The organism is Azospirillum sp. A1-3 (assembly GCF_023806445.1).
In the GTDB taxonomy this organism is placed as follows: Bacteria; Pseudomonadota; Alphaproteobacteria; order Azospirillales; family Azospirillaceae; genus Azospirillum.
In genome coordinates this window covers 115,351-138,942 of record NZ_JAMSLU010000002.1, presented here as the reverse complement: position 1 = coordinate 138,942, position 23,592 = coordinate 115,351, and the positions used below count along the sequence as shown (strand labels likewise).

The window sequence follows — 23,592 nt, the reverse complement described above, 5'->3', positions numbered from 1 at the left end:
TTCTATTGTGGTTAAAGCTGGCTGCACAGGCGGTAGGCATCGAAGATCGAGGCATGCAGATCGCGGCTGGCCACCGCGTCGCCGATGCGGTGCAGGGCGAAACGACCCGGCTGCAGATCCTGCGGCTGGCCCGCCAGCAGGCGGTCGATGTCGGTGATGCCGTCATTCAGGGATGCGGCGCGCAGATCGTGGAACAGATCGTCCATCGGCAGCGTGCCGTGTTCGACGACGATCTGGCCGGTGACGATCACGCGCTCCTGCTCCGTCATCTCGTTGCGCAGGACAGCGGCGAGGCGGTTGCCCTCGCGGCGCACCCGGATCAGGCGGTGATCGACCAGCGGGGTGACGCCCTTCTGGTACAGCCTTTTGCGGAAGCTGGAGGTGTCCTGGTACGGCATCTCGACCGCCGCGGCGGCATCGGGCGTGACGAAAGTCACCGTCTTTCCCGCCGCCGCCAGTTTCAGCGCGCAGGAGGGTGCGGCCTGCCGGCCGGTGCCGTCATAGATCAGCACGTCATCCTGCGCCGGGACATGGCCGGACAGCATGTCCCAGACGCTGGTGCAATGGTCGCCACCATCCAGCCAATCCAGGTCGGGCACGCCGCCGGTGGCGACGATGACGATGTCCGGGCTTTCGGCGGAAACGTCGGCGGCTTCGGCATACATGTTCAGGCGAACGTCCACCTCCAGCCGCTCAAGCTCGCTCCGGCGCCATTCGGTGATGCCGAGAAGGTCCTGCCGCCCATCGGCGCCGGCGGCGATCAGGACCTGCCCGCCCAGCCGGCTTCCCGCCTCGAACAGGGTGACGCGATGGCCGCGCTCGGCCAGCACGCGGGCGGCCTCCATCCCGGCGGGACCGCCGCCGACCACCACCGCGCGGCGCCGCGTATCGGCGGGGGTGACCTCGTGGCTCAGCGTGGTTTCGCGGGTGGTGGCGGGGTTGTGGATGCAATGCGCCTTGCGGTACAGGCAATAGGACGCCCCGACGCAGGGCCGGATGCGATCCTCCTCGCCGCGCTGGATCTTCGCGACCAGATGCGGGTCGGCGATGTGCGCCCGCGTCATGCCGACCAGATCGGCGATGCCTTCGTGCAGGACATGCCGCGCCGTCGCCACGTCCCGGATGCCGGCGGCGTGCATGACCGGCAGCGCGACCTCAGCGCGGAAGCGCCGCACCTCGGCCAGGAACGGCGCGCTGCGCTGGAACATGCCGGGCATGTTGTGCTCGGTCAGCAGCAGATCGCTGTCCATCCGGCCATAGATGCAGTTGAAGAAGTCAATATGGCCTTCCCGCTGCAGCATGTGGGCGATTTCAAGGCTTTCGTCCATGTGCAGCCCGTCCTCGCCCCCCTCGTCGACGACGTAGCGGATGCCGATGACGAAATCCGGGCCGACAGCCTTGCGCATCGCCTCGTGCACCATCAGCACGAAGCGGGCGCGGTTCTCGGTCGAACCGCCGAAGCCATCGGTGCGCAGGTTGGTACGCGGCGACAGGAACTGGCCCATCAGATGCCCGCCGGCCAGCGTTTCCACCCCGTCCAGCCCGGCCTGCCGGCAGCGCCTTGCGGCGGCGGCGTAGTCGGCGATGACGCGGTCGATGTCGGCGCGGTCCATTTCCTTGGGAAAGCTGCGGGTTCGCGTTTCGCGCACGCGCGACGGCGCGATTGCCGGCAGCCAGCCGCTGCCGAGCGCGGTCGCACGCCGCCCCAGATGCGACACCTGGCACATGATGGCGGCGCCATGGTCGTGGATGCGCCCTGCCATCGCCTCCAGATGCGGCAGGATGGCGTCGCTCGACAGGTTGAGCTGCCCGCCACCCCAGCTGGAATCGCGCGAGGTCATGGCGGAGCCGCCGATCATCGTCATGGCGATGCCGCCCTTGGACTTTTCCTCGTGGTAGCGTTGGTACCGCTCGGTCGGCATGCCGCCCTCGTCCAGCATCGAGGCATGGCTTGTGCTGATGATGCGGTTGCGCAGCAGCAGCCCGCCCAGCCGGAACGGCGACAGCAGGGGATCGGAAGTCTGGGAGCTGTTCTGGGAATTGGGCTGGGCCGCGAGATGCACCGCGATCTGCATGGCTGGGGATTCTCCTTGGCGTACCCAGGGGGGCATGGGTCAAGGATGTACCTGTGGAGCACAGGCCGGGAAGCTTGATAAAACGTGCAAGGGGTATACACTGAGCGTATGGCCCTGCGCAGCATCGCTCCCCTTGCTCGGACCTTGTTCATCTTCGAGGCAGCCGCCCGGACGGGCAGCTTTTCGGCTGCAGCGCGAGAATTCAACGTCACGCAGCCGTCCGTCAGCCGCAGCATCGCGCAGCTCGAGGATCGGCTGGGCCTGCGGCTGTTCCAGCGCACCCCCACCGGCATTATCCTGACCGCCGACGGTGACGAGATTTTCCGCACGATGCGCGACAGTCTGGAGGCGATCGACCGCACAGTTGATGCTGTGCGTCAGCGCGCGGAAAGAACACGGGTTACCCTGTCCTTCTCCAGTTCTTTCGCCACCCATTGGCTGGTGCCTCGGCTACGCACCTTCAAGGCGGCATTCCCGACCGTCGAACTGCGTCTGGATCTGGTGCAGGGAATGCTGGGCCAGCCCCCGTCCGACGCGGACGTCGCCACCCGCATCGTCGAGGCCGACGACCCGCGCTATCACGTTTGGCCGTTTGCGCCGGAGATCATCATGCCGGTTTGCAGCCCTACCTATCTTGCGGAGCGCGGCCCCCTGGAGGCCGATCCGCAGCGCCATGTCTTTCTGAACCTGAACGACGAGCATAAGGCTCACTGGAATAGGCTTCTGAACCCGCGTGAGCGTCTGGAGAGCATCGGGACCTGGGATGTGTTCTCGGACTATTCGGTGGCGCTGCAGGCCGCGCAGAATGGCGAGGGGATCGCGCTCGGCTGGGTAAGCGTCGCATCTCGCGCGCTTTGCGAAGGGCATCTGGTTCGCGCAGGCGCTGGCGAAATTCGCACCAGGCGCTGGCATTCGCTCATCGCGCCGAAAGACCGTCCGCTGCAGCCCGTTGTGTCGGCAATCTGCGAATGGCTGATCGCGGTGATGCGCGACGATCTGGATCGCCTTGACGTTGTCCGGCCCGCGTGACCATCGAGTGATGAGACGATGCGCCCCGCCACCGCTCACTCCTCTTCCAGCAATGCGCGAACGGGGGTGGCGGCAGGGCAGGGGAAAGCCCGACCGTGCTTTCCAGCAGACGCGGCGGCAGGGCGGCGACGACTTGTGCGGCGCGCACGGTCTCTTCACGGCCATCGCGGTGGCGCAGCGACACCTCCACCCCATCCTGAAGAAGGCGCAAGGCGACCGCCTGGGCGCCGGCCCGAACCCGGTCCGGCGGCAGCGAGTCCGCCAGGGTGCGGATCAGCGCGGCGGAGCCGCCGGTGAGGCGCAGCGACTGCGGGTCCTGGCCAAGGCCGGGAAGGCGGTGGGGGCGTTCGCGCGACATCCGTTCGAACACCACGTCGCCCTTGCTGTGCTGACCGCAGCTTGCGAGCCCCAGTTCGGCGACCAGCGCGCCAATGGCCGGCTGCATGTCCGGCCAGAACCAGGACGGGCCGAGATCGAAGCCGTCGTCAGCCGGCTCGCCGGCGGCATTCACGGTCAGGATGCGGCCGCCGAGCCGGTCGCGGGCCTCGTACAGCCGAAAATCGATGCCGGCGCGGTGCAGCAGCCGTGCCGCATTCAGCCCGGAAAGACCGCCGCCGAGAATGACGACCTGTGTCTCTGTCATGGTGGGTGTCCTCTCAGGAGCGCTCTGGAATCGGCAGGATGTCGGGGTGCTGCAACGGCGCGTCCTTGATCCAGAGGCTGGCGCCCTCCGGCCCGACGACGGCGGTGACGTCGTACCCCGCCGGCAGCCGGCACCAGCCGTGGGGAGCGAGATCCTCGCCGTCCTGGGTCAGCCGGCCGGCAATGACGAACAGTTCCAAGCCGCGTTGGCTCGGGATCGTCACCGTGGCGCCGGGCCTCCAATCCTCGATCACCACCCGCTCGGCGCCATCGTCGAACAGAAGCCGCGCTGCCGATGCGCCGTCGCGCAACGGTGCGGCCTCGCCCTCGCCGGGCCGGCGGACGATCTGCTTGCGGTCGCCCTCGCGGAACTGCCAGAGCCGCACCAGAATGGTGCAGCCGTCCGCCGCGGCGGGGCTGTGGTACGTGCCGGGCGGGTTGCGGAAATAGGTTCCTGCCGGGTAGTCGCCATGCTCGTCCTGGAACGTGCCGTCGAGCACCAGGATTTCCTCGCCGCCGGGATGGGGGTGGGCGGGAAAGGCGCTGCCCCTGGCATAGCGCACGATGGAGGTGGCGCGGGCCACCTCGCCGCCTTCGCGGTAGAGCATGCGGCGGTCGACACCGGCGACGGGGCTCGGCATCCAGTCGAGCGTGCCGGCCTGGACGGTGACCGGACGGATCAGATCGTCATTGAGGCGCAACGGCGGAATCTCCCATGGTCAGCACCATCCGAAACTTCACGTCGCCGGACAGCATCCTGCGAAAGGCTTCGTCGGCCCGTGCCAGCGGCAGGGTCTCGATCCAGGGGCGGGCGCCGGTCAGCACGCTGAAATCGAGCGCCCGCTCGTTGTCCCAGGGCGAACCGGTGATCGAGCCGACGACGGATCGCTCGCCGCCCACCAGATGCGGCGTCGACACCGCCAGCGGATCCTTGCCGATGCCGAGCAGCACCAGACGCCCCTCCGGCGCGAGCCCGGGCATCACCGACGCGACCACGCCCATGTCGCCGATGGTCGAGAGAAGCGCTGCGGCTCCCCCGAACGTCATCAGCACGGAGGCGGCGTCTTCCCGTTCGGCATCGACATAGTGGTGGGCGCCGAGCGTCAAGGCATCCGCGGCGATGTCCTGCCCGCGGCCGATGGCGATCACGCGGAATCCCATCCGGCAGGCATATTGTACCGCCATGTGGCCAAGGCCGCCGATGCCGAGCACGGCCACGGTGTCGCCCGGTCCGGCGCCGGAGGCCTTCAGCCCGTTGAAGGTGGCGAGACCCGCGCACAGGATCGGCGCGGCTTCCTGCGAGGAGAGGTCGTCGGGAATGGAGACGAGGCCGGTGGCGCGGGCGGTCATCATCTCGGCATAGCCGCCGTCGCGGCTCGCTCCCATCACCGGCTGCTGCCGGCACAGGTGAAACCTGCCGCGGCGGCACTCCCGGCAATCGCTGCAATGTCCGCCGAAGCGGCCGATGCCGACGCGCCGGCGGACCGTCCAGACCGCCGGCACCTGCGGCCCGACGGCGGCGATCCGCCCCACCACCTCATGACCGGGAACCCGGCCCAGCGCGGGGTCCGCCTTCTCGACATCGCTGCGGTCGGCCCCGCAGATGCCGCAGGCCTCGACCGCGATCAGCACCTCGCCTGCCTCCGGAACCGGGACCGGTCGCTCGACAAGCTCCAGCCGACCCGGAGCGGTGACCGCCATGGCGCGATGGGTAGCCGTCATCCTTCGTCTCCCCGATGTCCGCCGAAGCCCCTGGCGCGCACCCATCGTGGTGAGGATGGCGCGTCAGGGGGCTTTCATCAGGTGGTAGCAGACGCCGGTCATGACCAAAAATGGCATTATTTCATCGAGCGATGAATCTCCTGCATGAGACGCGAGCCGTGCCGTGTCAGTGCGCTTCCAGATCCGCGAGCCCGGAATCGGGGAACAGGGCGTCGATGAACCCGAATTTCGTCATGTCCACGATCCGCTGGGGATAGAGAAAGCCGTCGAGATGGTCGAACTCGTGCTGGAAAACCCGGGCGTGGAAGCCCTTCGCCTCGCGGACGAGCGTCGTGCCGTCTTCCAGCGTGCCGCCATAGCGGATGTGCGCACAGCGCGGAACCATGCCGCGCATTCCCGGAACCGACAGGCAGCCCTCCCAGGATTCTTCCACCTCGTCCGCGAGCTTTTCGAACCAGGGGTTGATCAGCGTGGTGACCGGCACCGGCGGCACGTCCGGATAGCGCGGATTGGAGTCGAAACCGAAGATGATCACCCGCAGGTCGACGCCGATCTGCGGCGCAGCCAATCCCGCGCCGTTGATGGCATGCATGGTTTCGAACATCTCGGCGATCAGCGACTTCAATGCCGGGTCGTGAATGTCCTCAACCGGCTTCGCCACCCGCTGGAGCCGGGGATCACCCATCTTCAGGATTTCACGCATGATGTTGTCCGTCGTTCCGATCCGATCGGCTCAATGAGGCATGGAGACCGGTCGAAGTGCAAGTGCGGCCTGTCAGGACACGCCGCCTGTCAGGACACGCGCGCCGGCACGGTTGCGTCGGCGTATCCGTCCTGCCCCAGAGCCAGCGTCTCCAGCCAAGCCGGATCGGGGGCCCAGCCGTGCATCCAGGGCAGGAAGGCGGAGGCCGGCATCGGCCGGGCGATGCCATAGCCCTGGCCCAGGTCGCACCCCAGCATCAGCAGGGTGGTGCCGTGCTCGACCTTTTCCACCCCCTCGGCCACCACCGCACGGCCGAGGCCCTGGGCAAGGACGATGATGCTCTTCACGATGGTCAGATCGTCGGCGTCCTCTTCCAGATGCCGGATGAAGGACTGGTCGATCTTCAGCGTGTCGATCGGCAGGTGGCGCAGGTAGGTCAGCGAGGAATAGCCGGTGCCGAAATCGTCCAGCGCCCCGCTGACCCCGAGATGCCGGCAGGTGTCCAGCGTCAGCTTGGCGCGGGCGATGTCTTCGAGCGCTGCCGTTTCCACCACCTCGATCTGCAGCATGCCGGGCGGCACCGACGGATATTCGGCGAGGATCGCCGTCAGACGGACCGGAAAATCCGGGTGCAGCAGATGCGCGGCGGCGATGTTGACGCTGACGGGAATGGCGTGGCCGGTCGTCTTCCAGGCGGCGATCTGGGCCAGGGCGGTGCGGATCACCCATTCGCCGACTTCGATGTCCAGTTCGGAACTTTCGATCAGCGGCAGGAATTGGCCTGGGGGCAGGAATCCCTGCTCGGGGTGGTTCCATCGGATCAGCGCCTCGGCACCGACCACGGTGCCCAGCCGCATGTTGACCTTCGGCTGGTAGTAGAGTTCGAACTGTCCCGCATGCAAGGCGGCGTAAATGCAGTCGCGGTTGGCCTGCCAGGTGGCGTGGTGCCGCTCCTCCTCCGGATCGTACAGCTGATAGCAGTTCCGCCCCTTGTTCTTGGCCTGATACATGGCATGGTCGGCGTGACGCAGAAGGGTATCCGGGTCGGCGTCGTCGAACGGGTACAGCGTGACGCCGAGCGAGGCGGTGACCGACAGGGGATCGGTCAGCTGGGGAAGATGGATGTGCTCGCGCACCGCCGCCAGCAGGTGGTCGAGCGTCGCGGTGCAATCGTCCAGCCCCTTCAGGTCGAGCAGAAGGACGACGAACTCGTCGCCGCCCAGCCGTGCCAGGGTGTCGCCCGCCTGCATGACGTCGCTCAGGCGATAGGCGAGCTCCTGCAAAAGGATGTCGCCCATATGATGGCCGAAGCGGTCGTTGATCGGCTTGAACCCGTCCAGATCCAGATAGGCGACGGCGATGGTCCGGCCGGTCCGCTTGGCCTCCGTCATCGCCTGTTCCATGCGGTCGGCCAGCAGGATGCGGTTGGGCAGCCCGGTCAGGGCGTCGTGGTGCGCCAGCCGCTGGAGAGCCAGTTCGGCCTGGTTGCGCGCCTTCAGGAATTCGTTGAAGGCACGGGCGACAGTGCGGATTTCCGGACTGCCGGTTTCGGCCACCGCAATGGCGGGTTCCCCCCGGAGCATCCGGGTGGCGCACCCGTGCATTGCATCGGCCAGCCGCAAAAGCGGCTTCAGCAGCGACTGCGCCAGCACCCACAATACCGGCGTCGCCACCAGGATCAGCAGCAGGGTGGTCAGGATCATGCGCCGCTGGATCACATAGATCGAACTGAACGCCTCGCCGGACGGGATGACCGATGCCAGGACCCAGCGGGTGGTCGCCAGCCGCTTGAAGGTGAACAGCCCTTCCAGCCCCTGGCTGTTCACCCCCTCCCCAGTACCTTCGAAGCCGGCGAACGCGCTGTCCAGCAGCGAGTTGATCCCCGGTTCGGTGATCCGCCGCATGATCCGGTCGTGGTCCGGATGGGCGATGGTGGTACGGTCCTCGGCCACCAGATAGAAATATCCGCCGTCCCCGACACGGCGGTCGGCCAGTGCCCCGATCAGGTTTTGTTTGAAGAGGTTCAGCACCCCGCCGATGATCCCGACCAGATTGCCCTCGGCGTCCAGGATCGGCGCCGCCAGCACGATGATCGGCTGGTGCGTGGCCTGGCCGAGGATCGGCCTGGAGATGGCCGGGCGCAGGGTGGCGCGGACCTGCTGGATATAGTCGCGGTTGCTCATGTTCAGGCCGCGCCGGCCGGGCTTGTGCGGCCAGTCCACCAGCAGCTGGCCGGCGGCGTCGAACAGATAGAGGTCGTCGACCATGCTGAGCAGGGCGGTCTCCTCGCGCAGATGGTCTTCCATCCTGACCGGGTCCGCCATCATCTCCGGCGACACCACAGTGCCGGCCTGGGCGAGCGCCGTCATCCGTTCGGAAATCTGGTCGTCCATATGGGCGGCGAGTTCCGACAGCAGATCGAACTGCTGCCGTTCGATCCGCTCCAGCACCTCGCTGCGCAGAGCATAGAACTGAAGAACCGACTGCGCGAGCAGCAGCACCCCGCCCAGCACGATCGCGCCAAGCGTAAGCTTCAGTTTCAGGCTGAGATTCCCGACACGCATCAAGATCTTCGTCACCGTTTCACGACATCCGCCCCATTCGGGGACGCCACCCGAGTCAGCAGACACATTACAGAGCCGTCGACAATTTCATGTGCAAGCCCGTATTTCATTGGAATGCAAACTCATCAACAATATTGACCTCGAAGAGAAAAGATAAAACAAGCGCGGAACCCGCAATGCCTCGATAAAACCATATAGCCCCTATACATGATATCTTCCGGGTTCTCTCCTCTATCAATCCTTGCGCTCCATTTTGACTCTAAGCACCAATTTGGCGAAAGTCAAAATCAGTCGACCTGATCTGACAGGTCATTGTCCCGTGCCGTCAGGCCGATGGTTCGGCCGCGGCGGCGAGATGCTGAACCAGTTGCCGGGCGCTCACCGGCAGCGATGCCATGTCACGCTCGCACAGGAACAGGCGGCGCGCGGCCCAGGATTCGGCCAGCGGAATGGCACGGATGCGCCCCGTGGCGATCTGATGCTCGATCGCCATCAGGTGTAGGATGCCGATGCCGAGATTTTCCTCGATCATCCGGCACATCCCGTCGAAGCTGCGGACCTGGATGCGCAGCTTGATCGAACGGTTCCGTTGCAAAGTTTGCGGGCGGGCAGAGATCGGGTAAAACCCAGCCATTTCGGCGTTGAGGTGACGCGGTGATGCGCAGCAGGAAGAGCCTGTTCAAGGGGCGGCAGTTCACGGCAGAGGTGATCCTGTGGGCGGTCCGCTGGTATCTGCAATTCCCGATCAGCTATCGCGATCTGGAGCGGATGCTGGCCGACCGCGGCGTCGCCGTCGATCACACAATCATCTTCCGCTGGATCCAGGCCTACGCGCCAGAACTGGACAAACGCCTGCGTCCGCACCTGAGCATGACCACCGGCTCCTGGCGGGTGGACGAGACCTACGTCAAGGTGAAGGGCCGCTGGATGTATCTGTACCGCGCCGTAGACGCGCATGGGCAGACGATCGACTTTCTGCTCAGCGCCAAACGCGATGTCGCCGCCGCCCGGCGCTTCTTCCGCAAGGCGCTGAAGCAGCCGTACACCGTGAACCCGCGCACCCTCACGGTGGACAAGAACGCTGCCTACCCGAGCGCGACCAAGACGATGAAGAAGAACGGCGAGCTGTGGCGCTTCACCAAGCTGCGCCAGGTCAAGTATCTGAATAACATCGTTGAACAGGATCACCGAGGGATCAAACGGCTGGTCCGGCCGGGGCTCGGGTTCCAGGGCTTTCACACGGCGCGCCGGACGCTCGCCGGCTACGAGATCCTGGCGATGGTGCGCAAAGGGCAGGTCGCCGCCATTCCCGCCAACGACATGTCGGCCCAGACCACCTTTGTCGCCACGCTGTTCGGAGTTGCCACCTGACAGTGCTGATGCCACGGTTCTCCGCGACCAACGTCAGGCTTTGCAACAGAACCCTCCGGCGGTAACTCCTCATTGCAGGGAAAGACCAACCATGGCCGAGAACTTCAAAGCCTTTGTGATCAAGGATGTCGACGGCAAGCCCAAGGGGGGCTTCACGACGCTGACGCTGGCCGACCTGCCGGACAACGATGTACTGGTCGAGGTCGCCTATTCCACCGTCAACTACAAGGACGGGCTCGCGGTCAGCGGCAAGGGCCGGATCGCCCGCAAGCTGCCGATGGTCGCCGGCATCGACTTGGCCGGCACCGTGGTCGAATCCCGCTCTCCCGACTGGAAGCCCGGCGACAAGGTGGTCGCCAACGGCTGGGGCATGTCGGAAACGCAGTGGGGCGGCTACACCCGCTTCCAGCGCCTGAAGGCAGAGTGGCTGACCCGTCTGCCGGACGCCTTCTCGTTCGAAGAGGCGATGGGCATCGGCACCGCCGGCTATACCGCCGCGCTGTGCGTGGACGCGTTGGAGCGTTGGGGCGCCGTTCAGCCGGGCGGCAAGGAAGTGCTGGTCACGGGAGCCGCCGGCGGTGTCGGCTCCGTCGCGGTGGCGCTGCTCGCCAAGCGCGGCTACCCGGTGGTGGCCTCCACTGGCCGACCTGAGACGCACGACTATTTGCGGGGGCTCGGCGCCACCGGCTTCATCGACCGCGCCGCCCTTCTGGAAAAGGGCGCGCCCTTGCAGAAGGAACGTTGGGCCGGCGGCGTCGACTCGGTGGGCGGGCAAACGCTGGTCAACGCGTTGTCGCAAACCGTGTGGGGTGGCGCGATTGCCGCCTGTGGCTTGGCCGGTTCGTCCGACCTGCCCGGCACGGTGCTGCCGCACATCCTGCGCAGCGTCGCGCTGCTCGGCGTTGATTCGGTGATGGCTCCGCAGCGCCTCCGCAACGCCGCCTGGGCGCGGCTGGCCCGCGACATGGACAAGACCGCGTTGAAGGCGATGTACGACGTGCAGCCCTTCGACGCACTGCCCGATCTGGCCACTAAGATCCTCGCTGGACAGATCCGCGGCCGTGTCGTCATCGACGTCACCCGTTGAGGGGGTAACGCCGCAACGTTTCCGTCAAGGTGGTGGACATTGGAATGTGGCCGGGCTCGTCGGCGGCGATACCGGCCATCGTTTCGAGGGTCAGGCAACGATGCCGGAGCTGCCGGTCATCGTTTTGCTCCAGCAAGATCGCGCCGACGAGCCGGTCACGTCCGTCAAGGTGGTGGAAATTGGAAGGTGGTCAGGAGCGTCGTCGGTTAGGCCGCCTTTGCTGAGGGGAGCGGTGTGATGGCGGGCTCATTGGCGGCGGCGATCCCGGCCATGGTTTCGAGCGTCAGGTAACGATGCTGGAGCTGCCAGTCATCATTTTGCTCCAGCAAGACCGCGCCGACGAGCCTTCGAACACTTTCCTCGTTCGGGAATATACCAACAACATCAGTGCGGCGTTTGACCTCCTTGTTGAGACGTTCAAGAGGATTGGTTGAGTGTAGTTTGGTGCGGTGCGCCTCGGGATATTCCATGTCGGCGAGCACGTCATGTTCGGCGTCGTCGAGTAGTGCTGCTACCTTGGAAAAGCGTGCCCGCAGCTGATCGGCGACATGGCGCCAGACCTCACCGGCGTTCTTGCGGTCGGACTGCACGAAGACTTGGCGCACAGCGGCCGACACCACGGTTTGCTGGCCCTTGGGCACGTGGCAGAGCAGCGAGCGGAGAAAATGAACACGGCAACGTTGAGGTGGCGGTCAGCACCTGGCTGATCGCCGCCTTCAGCCCCTCATGGGCATCAGAGATCACCAGCTTCACGCCTTTCAGGCCACGCCGCACGAGGCCGCGCAGGAACTCAATCCAGAAGATCGCCGCCTCCGATTGCCCAAGCCCAAGGCCGAGGATCTCGCGCCGCCTGTCCTGATTCACGCCGGTGGCGATTATCGCGGCGATCGACACGATGCGGCCGCCCTGGCGGACCTTCAGGTAGGTGGCATCCAGCCAGAGGTACGGCCAGTCCCCCTCCAGCGGACGCTCTAGGAAGGACTGCACACGCTCATCAATTTTCCTGGCACAGCGTCGAGACCTGGGACTTGGAGATGCCGGTCATGCCGAGCGCCTGGACGAGGTCGTCGACCTTGCGCGTGGAAACGCCCTGAATCCACGCTTCCTGGATGACGGCGGTGAGCGCCTTCTCGGCGGTTTTGCGCGGCTCCAGGAAAGCCGGGAAGTAGGAGCCCTGGCGCAGCCTGGGGATCTTCAGGTCCAGCGTGCCGAGCCGGGTGTCGAGCTGGCGCGGGCGCGAGCCGTTGCGGTAGGTGGAGCGCGTGTCGGTGCGTTCATGGCGAGCGGCGCCGAGCAGCCCCTCAACCTCGAAGTCCATCAGCCGATGCAACGTGTGCTCGGCGACAGAGCGCAGGAAGTCGCCGTCCGTGCTCTTCTGGATTTGCTCGATCAGTGCCATTCTGTCGTCGGTCATCGTCGTGTCCTTGGTCGTGGTCGCGTGTTGCAACTTGACCTTACCGAAGATGCGCGATGACCACCTCCTGCCGCCGAACACACCGCCTGCGAGGCGGAGGATCAGGCTGGGGCCGGGCTACGCTGTGTGCGAGCTTCGCCCGGCCCCAGCCCGATCCTTCATGGGCGCTTTTTCCACCACGCCCATGGATGTTACCGCGCGCGCCCGTTCTGGTGAAAGCGCAAGGGTTCAGGAGCCTCCGAACGATCTGTCGCAAGGGTGAGTTTTGGCACCAGCCTGGGCGATCTCGAACCATGCTGCGGTGTACGGCCTTGACCCCGGGCATCCTAAAGCCTAACTTGATCCACAGATAAGCAGAGGTCTTTTTTTTTCAGGAGACGAACAATGCCAAACACCAAGAGGCAAGCTGATCCCGACCGCGCCACCCGGCGCCAGAAGGTTCTGACGACGGCGACGGTGCGGGCGGCCGAGCACCTTGCCATGCCGAACGCCGCGGTGGCGGAGATGCTGGGCGTGTCGGTGCCGACCGTGTCCCGAATGAAGACTGGGGCCTACCTGTTGGCCGACGGCTCGAAGCCGTTCGAACTGGCGCAGCTGTTCCTGCGGCTGTTCCGGAGCCTGGATGCGATCGTCGGAAGCGATGACGCCGCCTCGCAGTCGTGGATGCAGACGGAAAACCGGGCTTTGAACGGCCGGCCGATTGATCTTGTCCAGACGGTCACCGGCCTGGTCAGCAGCGTCACCTACCTGGACAGCCGCCGTGCCATCGTTTGAGCCTGAGCCGTATCGCGGCGAGATCTGGCGCGTGGTCGAGAGCCAGAACAAAGCCTCGACCATGCGTTTGACCGAGGATCTCGACGATCAGGCCCTGCTGGAGGAGCTGATCGAGGAGGTCAAGCCATCGCTGCCGGCGGAGTGTGCTGGTCTCCACTTCCTTCTGGCGACACCGTTCCGTTACACGCCCTATCCGAACGCTTCGCGCTTTCGCCGGGCGATCGCCTATCCGGGGGTGTTCTATGCCGCCGAACAGGTGATGACGGCGATGACCGAGCTGGCCTTCTACCGGATGCTCTTTTTCCGCGAAGCCCCGGGCATGGTGCTGCCGGCCCGGCCCGTCGAGCATCGGGCCTTCTCGGCGATGTGCGAGACCGAGCGGTCCATCGACCTGACGGAGCCGCCGCTTTCCGCCGCCGCGGACTGGACACATCCCACCGATTACGCCGCGTGTCAGGATCTGGCCGACCGGTCGCGGGAGACCGGGATCGAGGTCATCCGGTACCAATCAGCACGCGATCCGGACGGTCGCTGTCTGGCGGTCCTGACGCCTTCGGCCTTTTCCGAGCCCAACCCGCGGCGGCTCGAGACGTGGCATTTGTTCGCCCGCCCGACCAAGGTGCAGGTCTGGCGTGAATTTCCGCCGCTGCAGCGAGAGTTCGACCTCGCCGAGTTCGACGCCGACCCGAGGGTCCGGGGGTCGTGCCCCACGGGGTGGTGTAGGAGCTGTGGGGAACCGGCCCGCCGTAGCGCCCTCCGATGGCTGGCGTAGGCGGGCCGGTTATCCATAGCGGGGCGGTCATCGCGGTTCTTCGGTAGAGTCTGGTCACCACACCTCAACCCGACCGAAGGGTGACCACGATGACCGACGAGATGATGGCGCTTCGCGCGATGCTTGAGAAGGGCGCGGATGCCGATGTTCTGCGTGAGATGATCGGCTTTGCCGCTGAACGGCTGATGGAGTTGGAGGTGCAGGGCCTGACCGGGGCCGGTCATGGCGAGCGGTCTGCCGAGCGGCTCGTCCAGCGCAATGGCTACCGGGATCGCGACTGGGAGACCCGCGCCGGCACCGTCGAGCTGCGCATTCCCAAACTGCGCAAGGGCTCCTACTTCCCCGGCTTTCTGGAGCCGCGGCGGATGGCCGAGAAGGCACTGACGGCAGTGATCCAGGAGGCCTACATCCAGGGCATCTCGACGCGCTCAGTGGACGATCTGGTCCAGGCGATGGGAATGTCTGGCATCTCCAAGAGCCAGGTCAGTCGGTTGTGCGCCGAGATCGACGAGCGGGTGAAGACCTTTCTCGGCCGTCCCATCGAGGGCGACTGGCCCTACCTGTGGCTGGATGCCACCTACGTGAAGGTGCGCCAGAACGGACGCATCGTTTCGGTCGCCGTGACCATCGCGGTGGCGGTCAACACCGACGGCCGGCGCGAGGTGCTGGGCATGGACATCGGCCCGTCCGAGGCGGAAACCTTCTGGATCGAGTTCCTGCGCAAGCTCAAGCGCCGTGGTCTGAGCGGCGTCAAGCTGGTGATCTCCGACGCCCATGGCGGCATCAAGGCCGCCGTCACCCGGGTCTTCCAGGCGACGTGGCAAAGGTGCCGGGTCCATTTCTCCAGGACAGCGCTTGCCCACGCCGGCAAGAGCGGGCGCCGTGTCGTGGCGGCCTTCATCGCCACGGCCTTCGCCCAGGACGATGCGGCATCTGCTCGCACGCAGTGGCGGCAAGTGGCCGATCAGGTCCGGGCCAAGCTGCCGAAACTGGCCACCCTGATGGACGAGGCGGAAGAAGACGTCCTGGCCTACATGACCTTTCCCAGGGAGCATCGGGCCAAGCTCCACTCGACAAACCCGATTGAACGTCTCAACGGTGAGATCAAGCGGCGCACCGAGGTTGTCGGCATATTTCCCAACGAGGAAGCGATTACGAGGCTCATCGGCGCCATCCTCTTGGAGCAAAACGATGAATGGGCCGTTCAGCGGGCACGCTACATGACGCTGGAAACAATCGCCCCGCTCGGCGATGATCCCCTCGTCAGCCTGCCCGCCGTGGCCGCCTGACAATTCCGGCCAGACCAGCCGGAGAACCCGGTGAGCGACCCAACTCCTACACCACGCTCAGGGGCACGATCGGTCCGGGCGTTGCTCCCACCGCAGGAGTGAAGATCAAGGTGTGGGCGGCTTGTCATGAATCGATTCATGAAAAGCCGTTCTTAAAACAGCAAGCCGATTTGGATTGCTCATCGCCAGTGGTGCCGGCGAACGGATGAGCTCGGCGGCAGTGCGCCGCGTGGTGGAGCGGCGCACCGGCAAAGCCAACCCGCTGGCCGCCGGCGTCGATCTGCCCGGGCTGATGCAGGCGGTGCGGTGGACGTCGCCGGTGATGCCGGCACGCTACACCGAGCGCCTGCGGGCGACGCGAGGTGCGGTGGCTCGGGTGCGGCGGGGGAAGGATGAGCGCACATAGCGGTCGACTGGAATGTGCAGGTAGAATTAAAGCCGCTGTGGCACTGCCCAATTTGTAATTCAAATCTTTCCTGGATGTCGACCTGTTGATTTCATTGGACTTGCCGGACGCCCCAACTGCTTTGGGTTACGCGAGCGAGGTTGTTTGACCCCAAAATTTTAATGAAAAATCTCGGGAGAAAGCGACACTGGTGCTCGTCGATCCGATGCGAGCGGACATTGCCACCGATCGTGCCCCTGAGCGTGGTGTAGGAGTTGGGTCGCTCACCGGGTTCTCCGGCTGGTCTGGCCGGAATTGTCAGGCGGCCACGGCGGGCAGGCTGACGAGGGGATCATCGCCGAGCGGGGCGATTGTTTCCAGCGTCATGTAGCGTGCCCGCTGAACGGCCCATTCATCGTTTTGCTCCAAGAGGATGGCGCCGATGAGCCTCGTAATCGCTTCCTCGTTGGGAAATATGCCGACAACCTCGGTGCGCCGCTTGATCTCACCGTTGAGACGTTCAATCGGGTTTGTCGAGTGGAGCTTGGCCCGATGCTCCCTGGGAAAGGTCATGTAGGCCAGGACGTCTTCTTCCGCCTCGTCCATCAGGGTGGCCAGTTTCGGCAGCTTGGCCCGGACCTGATCGGCCACTTGCCGCCACTGCGTGCGAGCAGATGCCGCATCGTCCTGGGCGAAGGCCGTGGCGATGAAGGCCGCCACGACACGGCGCCCGCTCTTGCCGGCGTGGGCAAGCGCTGTCCTGGAGAAATGGACCCGGCACCTTTGCCACGTCGCCTGGAAGACCCGGGTGACGGCGGCCTTGATGCCGCCATGGGCGTCGGAGATCACCAGCTTGACGCCGCTCAGACCACGGCGCTTGAGCTTGCGCAGGAACTCGATCCAGAAGGTTTCCGCCTCGGACGGGCCGATGTCCATGCCCAGCACCTCGCGCCGGCCGTCGGTGTTGACCGCCACCGCGATGGTCACGGCGACCGAAACGATGCGTCCGTTCTGGCGCACCTTCACGTAGGTGGCATCCAGCCACAGGTAGGGCCAGTCGCCCTCGATGGGACGGCCGAGAAAGGTCTTCACCCGCTCGTCGATCTCGGCGCACAACCGACTGACCTGGCTCTTGGAGATGCCAGACATTCCCATCGCCTGGACCAGATCGTCCACTGAGCGCGTCGAGATGCCCTGGATGTAGGCCTCCTGGATCACTGCCGTCAGTGCCTTCTCGGCCATCCGCCGCGGCTCCAGAAAGCCGGGGAAGTAGGAGCCCTTGCGCAGTTTGGGAATGCGCAGCTCGACGGTGCCGGCGCGGGTCTCCCAGTCGCGATCCCGGTAGCCATTGCGCTGGACGAGCCGCTCGGCAGACCGCTCGCCATGACCGGCCCCGGTCAGGCCCTGCACCTCCAACTCCATCAGCCGTTCAGCGGCAAAGCCGATCATCTCACGCAGAACATCGGCATCCGCGCCCTTCTCAAGCATCGCGCGAAGCGCCATCATCTCGTCGGTCATCGTGGTCACCCTTCGGTCGGGTTGAGGTGTGGTGACCAGACTCTACCGAAGAACCGCGATGACCGCCCCGCTATGGATAACCGGCCCGCCTACGCCAGCCATCGGAGGGCGCTACGGCGGGCCGGTTCCCCACAGCTCCTACACCACCCCGTGGGGCACGACCTTGCCACCGCGCTTGTCCGGGCTCAGGTCGCCGCGCGTTCGTGCACGGGCAACCCATCGGATCGCCGAGGAAACCCCGACCTCGAAGCGCGTAGCTGCCGCTCGGCAAGAGGCTCCAGCCGCAACCGCCTCCACCACGCGCCGACGAAGATCGACCGACAGTGCTTTCGCCATCCAGACCGGCCTCCTTCAACCAGTCCGAACCTTCAATCATAACTGCCCGGTAATGGGAATCCCCGATTCAGATGCCCCGCAATCCGCTCTAGTCGATTGATTTCAATATATTCTGTTCGGGTCTCATCTGGATTCTTGTTATGTGATCAGGGTCGTTTGACGCTGAAATCTTTCAATGAAAATTCCTAGGAGAAAGCGACAGCGGCTCTCCTTCACATGGTACGGCATCGGGGGCTCGACTTCATCAGGGCCGCTTTCCTACCTCGTTGTCCTGACGCAGCCGATCTCCCGCCAATTTATGCGCCAAAGTCGGCAACGACGGTTAACTACTGCCTGGCTCATCGACGCGGATGCAGAAGTCGTGACGGCAGTCTGATCTTGCCCCGCCTGGGTGGACACCTCAGCTAAGCTCCGAGTGGAGCGGGAAGGTGTCTGATGACGAAGACGAGGCGATCCTTCACGGACGAGTTCAAGCGTGAGACGGGTTGTTGCACGGATGGGATCGCTATCGTAGGCAACGGCCCCGTCTACGTTTAGGTTTCCGGCCGTGCCCTACAAAGCGAACGCCGCTCGCCGTCACCACATTCCGCGACCGAAACGGCGCGTGACCAATTGGGCCGGTTATGATGCGGCCTTGCGTCAGCGCGGCAGCCTCACCGTCTGGGTCACGGACGAGGCGATCCAGCAATGGAAGGCGGTGCCACGCACCACACCGGGTGGGCAGCCCTACTACTCGGACCTGGCGATCACTACGGCGCTGATGCTGCGCGCGGTGTTTCGTCTGGCACTGCGCCAGACGGAAGGTCTCCTCGCCTCCATTCTCCAGTTGCTCGGCGTGAATCTGGCGGTGCCGGATCATTCCACCATCGCCCGTCGCGCTCGGATGGTCACGCTGCCGTCAGCACCGCGCTCTAACGGCGGCCCCCTTCATCTGCTGGTAGACAGCACAGGGCTGAAGCTGTGTGGACCGGGCGAATGGCTGATCGAGAAGCACGGCACCAGAAAACGGCGCTCCCGGCGCGCCCTGCAAATCGGCATGGATGCGTGCAGCGGCCGGATTGTCGCTGCCACGCTGACCGACCGTGGTGTTGATGATGCCTCGCAGGTGGGTCCCTTGCTCGATCAGATCACCGAGCCGGTGGCTTCGCTGACCGGGGACGGCGCGTATGACCGGAACCGGGTTTACGCGGCGCTCCAGCAGCGTCATCCCAAGGCCATGGTCGTGGCGCCGCCGCGCAGAGACGCCGTGCTTAGCGACACCGCTGAGACGGCGCCCACCCAGCGCGACCACCACATCCTGACCATCGCTGAGAAGGGCCGGATGGCGTGGCAGCGGATCAGCGGCTACAACGAGCAGGCGGGCGTGGAAAGCCAAATGGCGCGCTGGAAGGGCGTCCTCGGTGACGCGTTGCGGTTCCACTGTGACGCGGCGCAGGCCACCGATATCGCCTTTGGCGTCGCGATTCTCAACCGCATGCTCGACCTCGGACGCCCGAACTCCGTCCGCATCGCCTGATCAGCGGTGGAGTTGCGGCTTCTCTTGCCCTCGGAACCTCCATGCAACAGCCCGACGCGCAACACCGCCGCTGCCAAGCGCTTCCTGTCCAAGGCGCTGAACAGCTTGAAGGAGTGGGAGACACCGACGGTCATCAACACCGACAAGGCGCCAACTTATGGGCCGGCCTTGGCGGAGCTGAAGGCCGAGGGCAAGTGTCCCGAGGAGACCGAGCACCGGCAGGTCAAATATCTGAACAACGTGGTGGAGGCCGACCATGGCAAGCTGAAGCAGCTGATCCGCCCGGTGCGAGGCTTCAAGACCCTGAAGACGGCCTACGCAACGATCAGGGGATTTGAGGTGATGCGGGCGCTCCGCAAAGGCCAAGCGTCCAGCTTCAACATCACCCGAGACATGCGGGGTGAGGCGCGCCTCGTCGAACGCGCCTTCAACCTTGGATCCGGTGTGTTCGCCGAGGCCGTCCAGTTCATCAACCAGCAGTTCGAACTCCGGGACGCATCGTGTCGGCGGTGATTCCTGCAACCATTATCTCCCGCTTGCCGGCAAACTTTGCGACAGAGCCCTTGGTTCCAGCAGGGACCGATCCTTTACCCGCCGTCCGGCTTGCTTAGCATGTCCAGGGTCAACACATTCGGACACAGGCCGGCGTGTTCAGCACGATCGATGTCGCCGGTCAGCGTGCGAGCACAGGCGCGCGCACTGCGGCAATGCATGCATACTCTCACGAGATCCCGCATCACGTCCGCCCGCTCGGCTTCCAACGCAGTGCCATCGACGCCGTGCAGAGCGAGAGCAGCCGGCAACAATGCGTGAACGTGGACCGCGCGCGCAGCTTTAGCCAAGTCCGATCCGGCCAAGCCGGCATCGTGTAGGACCGCCTTACCGTTTAGCGGTTCCAGCGCCATAAACTCATGCAGCCAACGACCAATACGCCAGCGGTCGACAAAGGCGGTGCACCACCCCATAGGGACCAAAGACTTGGACGCTCCTGCGATGGACGACATGGTGGCTCTCCATAAATTAATCGACCGGTTAATATCGCCCAAGGAGCACGTGCCGCGTTGATCCAAATCAGATTTGGACCCTTCAGTCAGCGCCAGGAGATGGAGCCAGCATGCCTGCAGTGACGAAGCTAGTGATGGCATTCAGTATTTCGTCGGAGTCATCCAGGTTGACAATACCAGGCGCCATCTCCTCCAGTCTGTGGGTGTCGGAGAAGGCGTAGAGATAGGCGCCGATCATCAGCGTCATCCGCCAATAGACATCCCTTTCCGACAGATGCGGCAGGGCATCGCGCAGGGTCTCGGTGAAGAGGCGGGTGGAGGTCTCGTAGGCCTCGTTGCGGAGCTTATAGGAGATTTCCGGCGGTTCGGTGTGCAGCCGGGCCTGCAGCCGCATGAAGGTGCGGCCGGCCGCAGTGGAGCGCATCGAAAGGGCCGGCATCAGGAAGGCGCGGACGATGTCCGCCACCGCAGGAGGCTTGCCGGCGCGACGCAGTTCTTCCAGCCGCTGCATGCGGTCTTCCGCGATCTGCCGTCCCCGGCGTAGGAAGACCTCTTCGAACAGGCCATATTTGGAGCCGAAATAGTAATTGATGAGCGCCTGCGTCACCTGGGCGGCCTCGGCGACGTTGCGCAGGCTGGTGCCGGCATAGCCGAGATTGGCGAACTCGAACTCCGCCGCGTCGAGGATCTCGTCGCGCACGTTGCTTACGCCTTCCGGCCGACCGGGGCCGGCCCGGCGGCGTTGCGCCGGGCGTCCCCGCTTGGCCGCCGTCTCCGGAGCCGCTTTGGACTGTGAACTCACTGATTTCATGACATCCGCGGAGGAATCGTCCTTGTCGCGGGCACGTATATCATCGTTGGGCAAAGGTGCATCCACTCCTTTCACCCTGTCACAGTGCCAACACACGCTCGGCGGGTACGACGTCGCCGTATTTCTGGGCGATGTCGAACAGGTTGGCCTCGTGCGGCGCGATCGCCCGGTCGCCGACGCAGTCGGACAGCACCACCGGCCGGAAGCCGTGGCACATGGCGTCCACCACGCTGGCCCGCACGCATCCCGATGTGGTGCAGCCGGCGACCAGCAGCGTCTCCACCCCCTTCTGCGTCAACCAGGGGGCAAGGCCGGTGCCGAAGAAGGCCGACGGGTTGGTCTTGCGCACTACCAGTTCGCCCGCGGCCGGCGTCAGTTCCGGGACGATGGCGCTGGCCGGGGCGTCCTCCGTCAGCGTCAACATGCCCGGCACCTTGATCGAGAAGACGGTGGCGTCCGATCCGTCGTCGGCATAGACGATGCGGCTGTGGGCGACCGGCCAGCCGCGTTTGCGCGCCTCCTCCAGCACCGTGACCGTACGGGCGATGGCGGCGGGGATGTTGCCGCCGCCGAACACCACCGGGTCGGCGAAGCCGTTGACGAAATCGACGATCAGCAGGCCGATCCGCCCCTGTATGCCCAGTGATTGGCCGAAGCCCTGACGCTCGTAGACCGCTTGTGTCGGCTCGCTCATGCCACGGACTCCTGTTCGAGAAGGCGGCCTTCACGGACCACCTCGCGGCCGTCCAGCCGGACGGTGCAGTTGCGCATGGGAATGTCGATGTGGCAGGCGGTGGTGCGCGACCCGCCGCCCTCGTTGTTCGGCCCCATGGAGAACAGGAAATTGCCGGCGAAGGCGCGGGCGTCCATGCCGATGGTGCCCTCCCGGTCATACAGGCCGAGCGTCGACCAGCGCGCCCGCTTCTGCAGGCCCCAGCCGATATGGGAAACGGCATAGGCCTCCGGATCGTCGAAGACCTCCATGTAGTCGTTCAGCAGGTCGGCATCCATGCCGCCGGTGATCGCGGTGACATAGCCTTTCTCCACCGTCATCTCGATGCGGTTGGTGACGTAGGACTTCATCGGCAGCAGGATGTCGCCGCGTTCCAGCACGACGCGGCCCTCCGCCTTGCCCTCGTTGGGGAAGGTCAGGCCGAAGCCGCTCGGCCAATGGTCCCAGCGGCCGGGCTCGTCGACGAAGCCATATTCCTGGATCGCCGGGAACTCGCCCAGCGGCAGCCGAAGGTCGGTGCCGGCGGCCGAGGTGACGGTCATCTCCCGAGCGCCCGACAGCAGGGCGGCGGCCTCGCCGACGCGGGCCTTGTCCTCCAGGCTGGGCAGCAGGCGGACCAGCACCTCGGGCGGCTCGACCGCCAGCAGGATGCGGGTGCCGCTCTCCAGGATTTTCGCCTGCTCGGGCGAGAACAGCAGCGTCATCAGATCCAGCACGATATCGCTTTCCTTCAGCGCCGCGATGGCGGCGCCGTTCCCGGTCAGCGGCGTGGTGCCGAGATAGGCCAGGCTGTCGCGGCTGTGCGCGAACTCGGCGTTCATCGGCGGCAGGTCGAGCCGGTTCACCACGGCCCCCATCATCCCGGCGGCGATCCGCGCGGTCTGCAGGGTCTGCGGGTGGGTGTTGGCGCTGGTCAGCAGGGTGACAGTATCGCCGGGCTTCAGGTTGGACAGGGTGAGGACATGGGTCCAGGCGCGGACCATGTCGGCATCGCTGACGGACATCGCGGGGGTCCTTTTATGTGTAAGGGTCAGACTGGATTGCCGAGGAAATCGCCGAACGCGCGGTAGAAGCCTTCCTCGTTGTCCCAGGGGATCATGTGGCCGGCATTCTCCACGCGGACGACACCGATGGCCGGGTGGAGGTTGCGGATCTCTGTTTCCTCATCCGGCAGGATCACGTCGCCGCGGCCGGCGGCGATCAGCAGGGCCGGGCAGCGCACGCGCGGCAGATCGGCGTGGATGTCGTCGGTCTGGAAGCCCTCATAGGCGACGACGATGGCCCGCTCGTCGCAGGTGTGCAGCCATTCCGCGCGCAGGCGCAGCTGTTCGTCGGTCCAGGTCGGGCAGAAGGGACGCATCGCCTCCAGATCGGCGCCCTGCGCCATCAGGCGGATGGAATCCACATACCAGGGAAGCTGCGCTGGGTAAGGGCGGCGGCCCGGTCCCGACACCGGCGGATCGACCATGACGAGGCAACCAGGCTCCGCCCCATGGCGGCTGACCGCGCGCAGCCCGATGCGCGCACCCATGGAGTGCCCGACCAGCGCATAGTCCCTGAGCCCAAGCTCCGTCGCGAAGACCGCTACGTCGGCAGCCATGGCGTCCAGCCCATAGTCCAGGCTGTCCGAGCATTCCGACAGGCCGCGGCCCCGCACGTCCAGCACATAGGTGTCGAAGTTGCGGCCGAAGCGTTCGGCGACGAAGCCCCAGGTCGGCGCCGGGCTGGTGATGCCTGGAACGATCACGACCGGACGGCCGCTGCCGCCATAGCGCAGGTAATGCTGGCGGATGCCGTTGGCTCGGATGTTGGCGCCGTATTGAAAGGTGCTGCTCATGCCGTTTCCC

Annotated in this window: 22 protein-coding genes and 2 pseudogenes; 9 read left to right on the top strand and 15 right to left on the bottom strand. The window is 65.4% G+C overall.

The window, feature by feature from the left end; translation table 11 throughout:
• Positions 1-11: 11 nt before the first annotated feature.
• Positions 12-2,075, bottom strand: a complete 2,064-nt coding sequence (locus tag M5E06_RS35565) for an oxidoreductase (RefSeq protein ID WP_286208815.1) — start codon at positions 2,073-2,075, stop codon at positions 12-14.
• A 108-nt stretch (positions 2,076-2,183) separates the two neighbouring features.
• On the opposite strand from M5E06_RS35565, the gene M5E06_RS13990 reads away from it, so the two are divergent.
• The gene (locus M5E06_RS13990) at positions 2,184-3,104 is read left to right on the top strand and encodes a LysR substrate-binding domain-containing protein (RefSeq protein ID WP_252138677.1); all 921 of its coding nucleotides are present in this window, start codon (positions 2,184-2,186) and stop codon (positions 3,102-3,104) included.
• Here M5E06_RS13990 and M5E06_RS35560 read toward each other — a convergent pair.
• The 6 genes from M5E06_RS35560 to M5E06_RS13955 all read right to left on the bottom strand — a co-directional run bounded on the left by M5E06_RS35560 (position 2,992) and on the right by M5E06_RS13955 (position 9,330).
• Entirely contained in the window at positions 2,992-3,747 is a 756-nt protein-coding gene (locus M5E06_RS35560; protein ID WP_286208814.1) for an FAD-dependent oxidoreductase, read from the bottom strand. The genes M5E06_RS13990 and M5E06_RS35560 overlap by 113 nt on opposite strands.
• Before the next feature lie 13 nt (positions 3,748-3,760).
• Positions 3,761-4,447, bottom strand: a complete 687-nt coding sequence (locus M5E06_RS13975; protein WP_252138676.1) for a cupin domain-containing protein — start codon at positions 4,445-4,447, stop codon at positions 3,761-3,763.
• Positions 4,434-5,468 carry an alcohol dehydrogenase catalytic domain-containing protein gene (locus M5E06_RS13970; protein ID WP_252138619.1) on the bottom strand — a complete coding sequence of 345 codons (1,035 nt, stop codon included), beginning with the start codon at positions 5,466-5,468 and terminating at the stop codon, positions 4,434-4,436. The genes M5E06_RS13975 and M5E06_RS13970 overlap by 14 nt, the downstream gene beginning before the upstream one ends.
• Before the next feature lie 166 nt (positions 5,469-5,634).
• Positions 5,635-6,171: a peptide deformylase gene (gene def, locus M5E06_RS13965; RefSeq protein WP_252138618.1), complete on the bottom strand. Its 537-nt coding sequence runs from the start codon at positions 6,169-6,171 to the stop codon at positions 5,635-5,637.
• An 89-nt stretch (positions 6,172-6,260) separates the two neighbouring features.
• Positions 6,261-8,750 carry a bifunctional diguanylate cyclase/phosphodiesterase gene (locus M5E06_RS13960; protein WP_252138675.1) on the bottom strand — a complete coding sequence of 830 codons (2,490 nt, stop codon included), beginning with the start codon at positions 8,748-8,750 and terminating at the stop codon, positions 6,261-6,263.
• Positions 8,751-9,060: 310 nt separating this feature from the next.
• Entirely contained in the window at positions 9,061-9,330 is a 270-nt protein-coding gene (locus M5E06_RS13955; protein ID WP_252138674.1) for a LysR substrate-binding domain-containing protein, read from the bottom strand.
• Between the two features lie 62 nt (positions 9,331-9,392).
• Here M5E06_RS13955 and M5E06_RS13950 point away from each other — a divergent pair, with 62 nt between their 5' ends.
• A complete protein-coding gene (locus M5E06_RS13950) occupies positions 9,393-10,106 on the top strand; it encodes an IS6 family transposase (RefSeq protein WP_252138673.1) in 714 nt (237 codons plus the stop codon).
• Between the two features lie 91 nt (positions 10,107-10,197).
• On the top strand, positions 10,198-11,193 hold the full coding sequence (locus M5E06_RS13945; protein ID WP_252138672.1) for an MDR family oxidoreductase: 996 nt from the start codon (positions 10,198-10,200) through the stop codon (positions 11,191-11,193).
• 206 nt (positions 11,194-11,399) lie between these two features.
• Here the strand turns inward: M5E06_RS13945 and M5E06_RS13940 are convergent.
• Positions 11,400-12,607, bottom strand: a pseudogene (locus M5E06_RS13940) (IS256 family transposase).
• 384 nt (positions 12,608-12,991) lie between these two features.
• On the opposite strand from M5E06_RS13940, the gene M5E06_RS13935 reads away from it, so the two are divergent.
• The 4 genes from M5E06_RS13935 (at position 12,992) to M5E06_RS13920 (ending at position 15,848) form a co-directional block, all read left to right on the top strand.
• Complete coding sequence (locus M5E06_RS13935) at positions 12,992-13,381, top strand: MbcA/ParS/Xre antitoxin family protein (RefSeq protein WP_252138671.1); 390 nt, start codon at positions 12,992-12,994, stop codon at positions 13,379-13,381.
• Complete coding sequence (locus M5E06_RS13930) at positions 13,368-14,153, top strand: RES family NAD+ phosphorylase (RefSeq protein WP_252138670.1); 786 nt, start codon at positions 13,368-13,370, stop codon at positions 14,151-14,153. The genes M5E06_RS13935 and M5E06_RS13930 overlap by 14 nt, the downstream gene beginning before the upstream one ends.
• Positions 14,154-14,242: 89 nt before the next feature.
• Positions 14,243-15,442, top strand: a complete 1,200-nt coding sequence (locus M5E06_RS13925) for an IS256 family transposase (RefSeq protein WP_252138668.1) — start codon at positions 14,243-14,245, stop codon at positions 15,440-15,442.
• Positions 15,443-15,647: 205 nt separating this feature from the next.
• Positions 15,648-15,848, top strand: coding sequence for a site-specific integrase (locus tag M5E06_RS13920; RefSeq protein ID WP_252138669.1), 201 nt, complete (start codon positions 15,648-15,650; stop codon positions 15,846-15,848).
• 297 nt (positions 15,849-16,145) lie between these two features.
• On the opposite strand, the gene M5E06_RS13915 is transcribed toward M5E06_RS13920, so the two are convergent.
• Positions 16,146-17,345 (bottom strand): IS256 family transposase, encoded by a 1,200-nt coding sequence (locus M5E06_RS13915; protein ID WP_252138668.1) that lies wholly within the window; start codon positions 17,343-17,345, stop codon positions 16,146-16,148.
• A 138-nt stretch (positions 17,346-17,483) separates the two neighbouring features.
• Positions 17,484-17,681, bottom strand: a complete 198-nt coding sequence (locus M5E06_RS35555; RefSeq protein ID WP_286208813.1) for a helix-turn-helix domain-containing protein — start codon at positions 17,679-17,681, stop codon at positions 17,484-17,486.
• 547 nt (positions 17,682-18,228) lie between these two features.
• Between M5E06_RS35555 and M5E06_RS13905 the strand changes: the two genes are divergently transcribed.
• Positions 18,229-19,197 (top strand): IS5 family transposase, encoded by a 969-nt coding sequence (locus tag M5E06_RS13905; RefSeq protein WP_252138667.1) that lies wholly within the window; start codon positions 18,229-18,231, stop codon positions 19,195-19,197.
• A 54-nt stretch (positions 19,198-19,251) separates the two neighbouring features.
• A pseudogene (locus M5E06_RS13900) lies at positions 19,252-19,710 on the top strand (DDE-type integrase/transposase/recombinase); the annotation flags it as partial.
• Positions 19,711-19,784: 74 nt separating this feature from the next.
• Here M5E06_RS13900 and M5E06_RS13895 read toward each other — a convergent pair.
• The 5 genes from M5E06_RS13895 to M5E06_RS13875 form a co-directional block, all read right to left on the bottom strand.
• Entirely contained in the window at positions 19,785-20,201 is a 417-nt protein-coding gene (locus tag M5E06_RS13895; RefSeq protein WP_252138666.1) for a hypothetical protein, read from the bottom strand.
• A gap of 82 nt (positions 20,202-20,283) precedes the next feature.
• Positions 20,284-20,901 carry a TetR/AcrR family transcriptional regulator gene (locus M5E06_RS13890; RefSeq protein WP_252138665.1) on the bottom strand — a complete coding sequence of 206 codons (618 nt, stop codon included), beginning with the start codon at positions 20,899-20,901 and terminating at the stop codon, positions 20,284-20,286.
• 190 nt (positions 20,902-21,091) lie between these two features.
• Positions 21,092-21,706 carry an isochorismatase family protein gene (locus M5E06_RS13885; protein WP_252138664.1) on the bottom strand — a complete coding sequence of 205 codons (615 nt, stop codon included), beginning with the start codon at positions 21,704-21,706 and terminating at the stop codon, positions 21,092-21,094.
• Positions 21,703-22,749: a 2,5-dihydroxypyridine 5,6-dioxygenase NicX family protein gene (locus M5E06_RS13880; protein WP_252138663.1), complete on the bottom strand. Its 1,047-nt coding sequence runs from the start codon at positions 22,747-22,749 to the stop codon at positions 21,703-21,705. Before M5E06_RS13880 ends, M5E06_RS13885 begins: the two co-directional genes overlap by 4 nt.
• Positions 22,750-22,775: 26 nt before the next feature.
• The gene (locus M5E06_RS13875) at positions 22,776-23,582 is read right to left on the bottom strand and encodes an alpha/beta fold hydrolase (RefSeq protein WP_252138662.1); all 807 of its coding nucleotides are present in this window, start codon (positions 23,580-23,582) and stop codon (positions 22,776-22,778) included.
• Between the last annotated feature and the right edge of the window lie 10 nt (positions 23,583-23,592).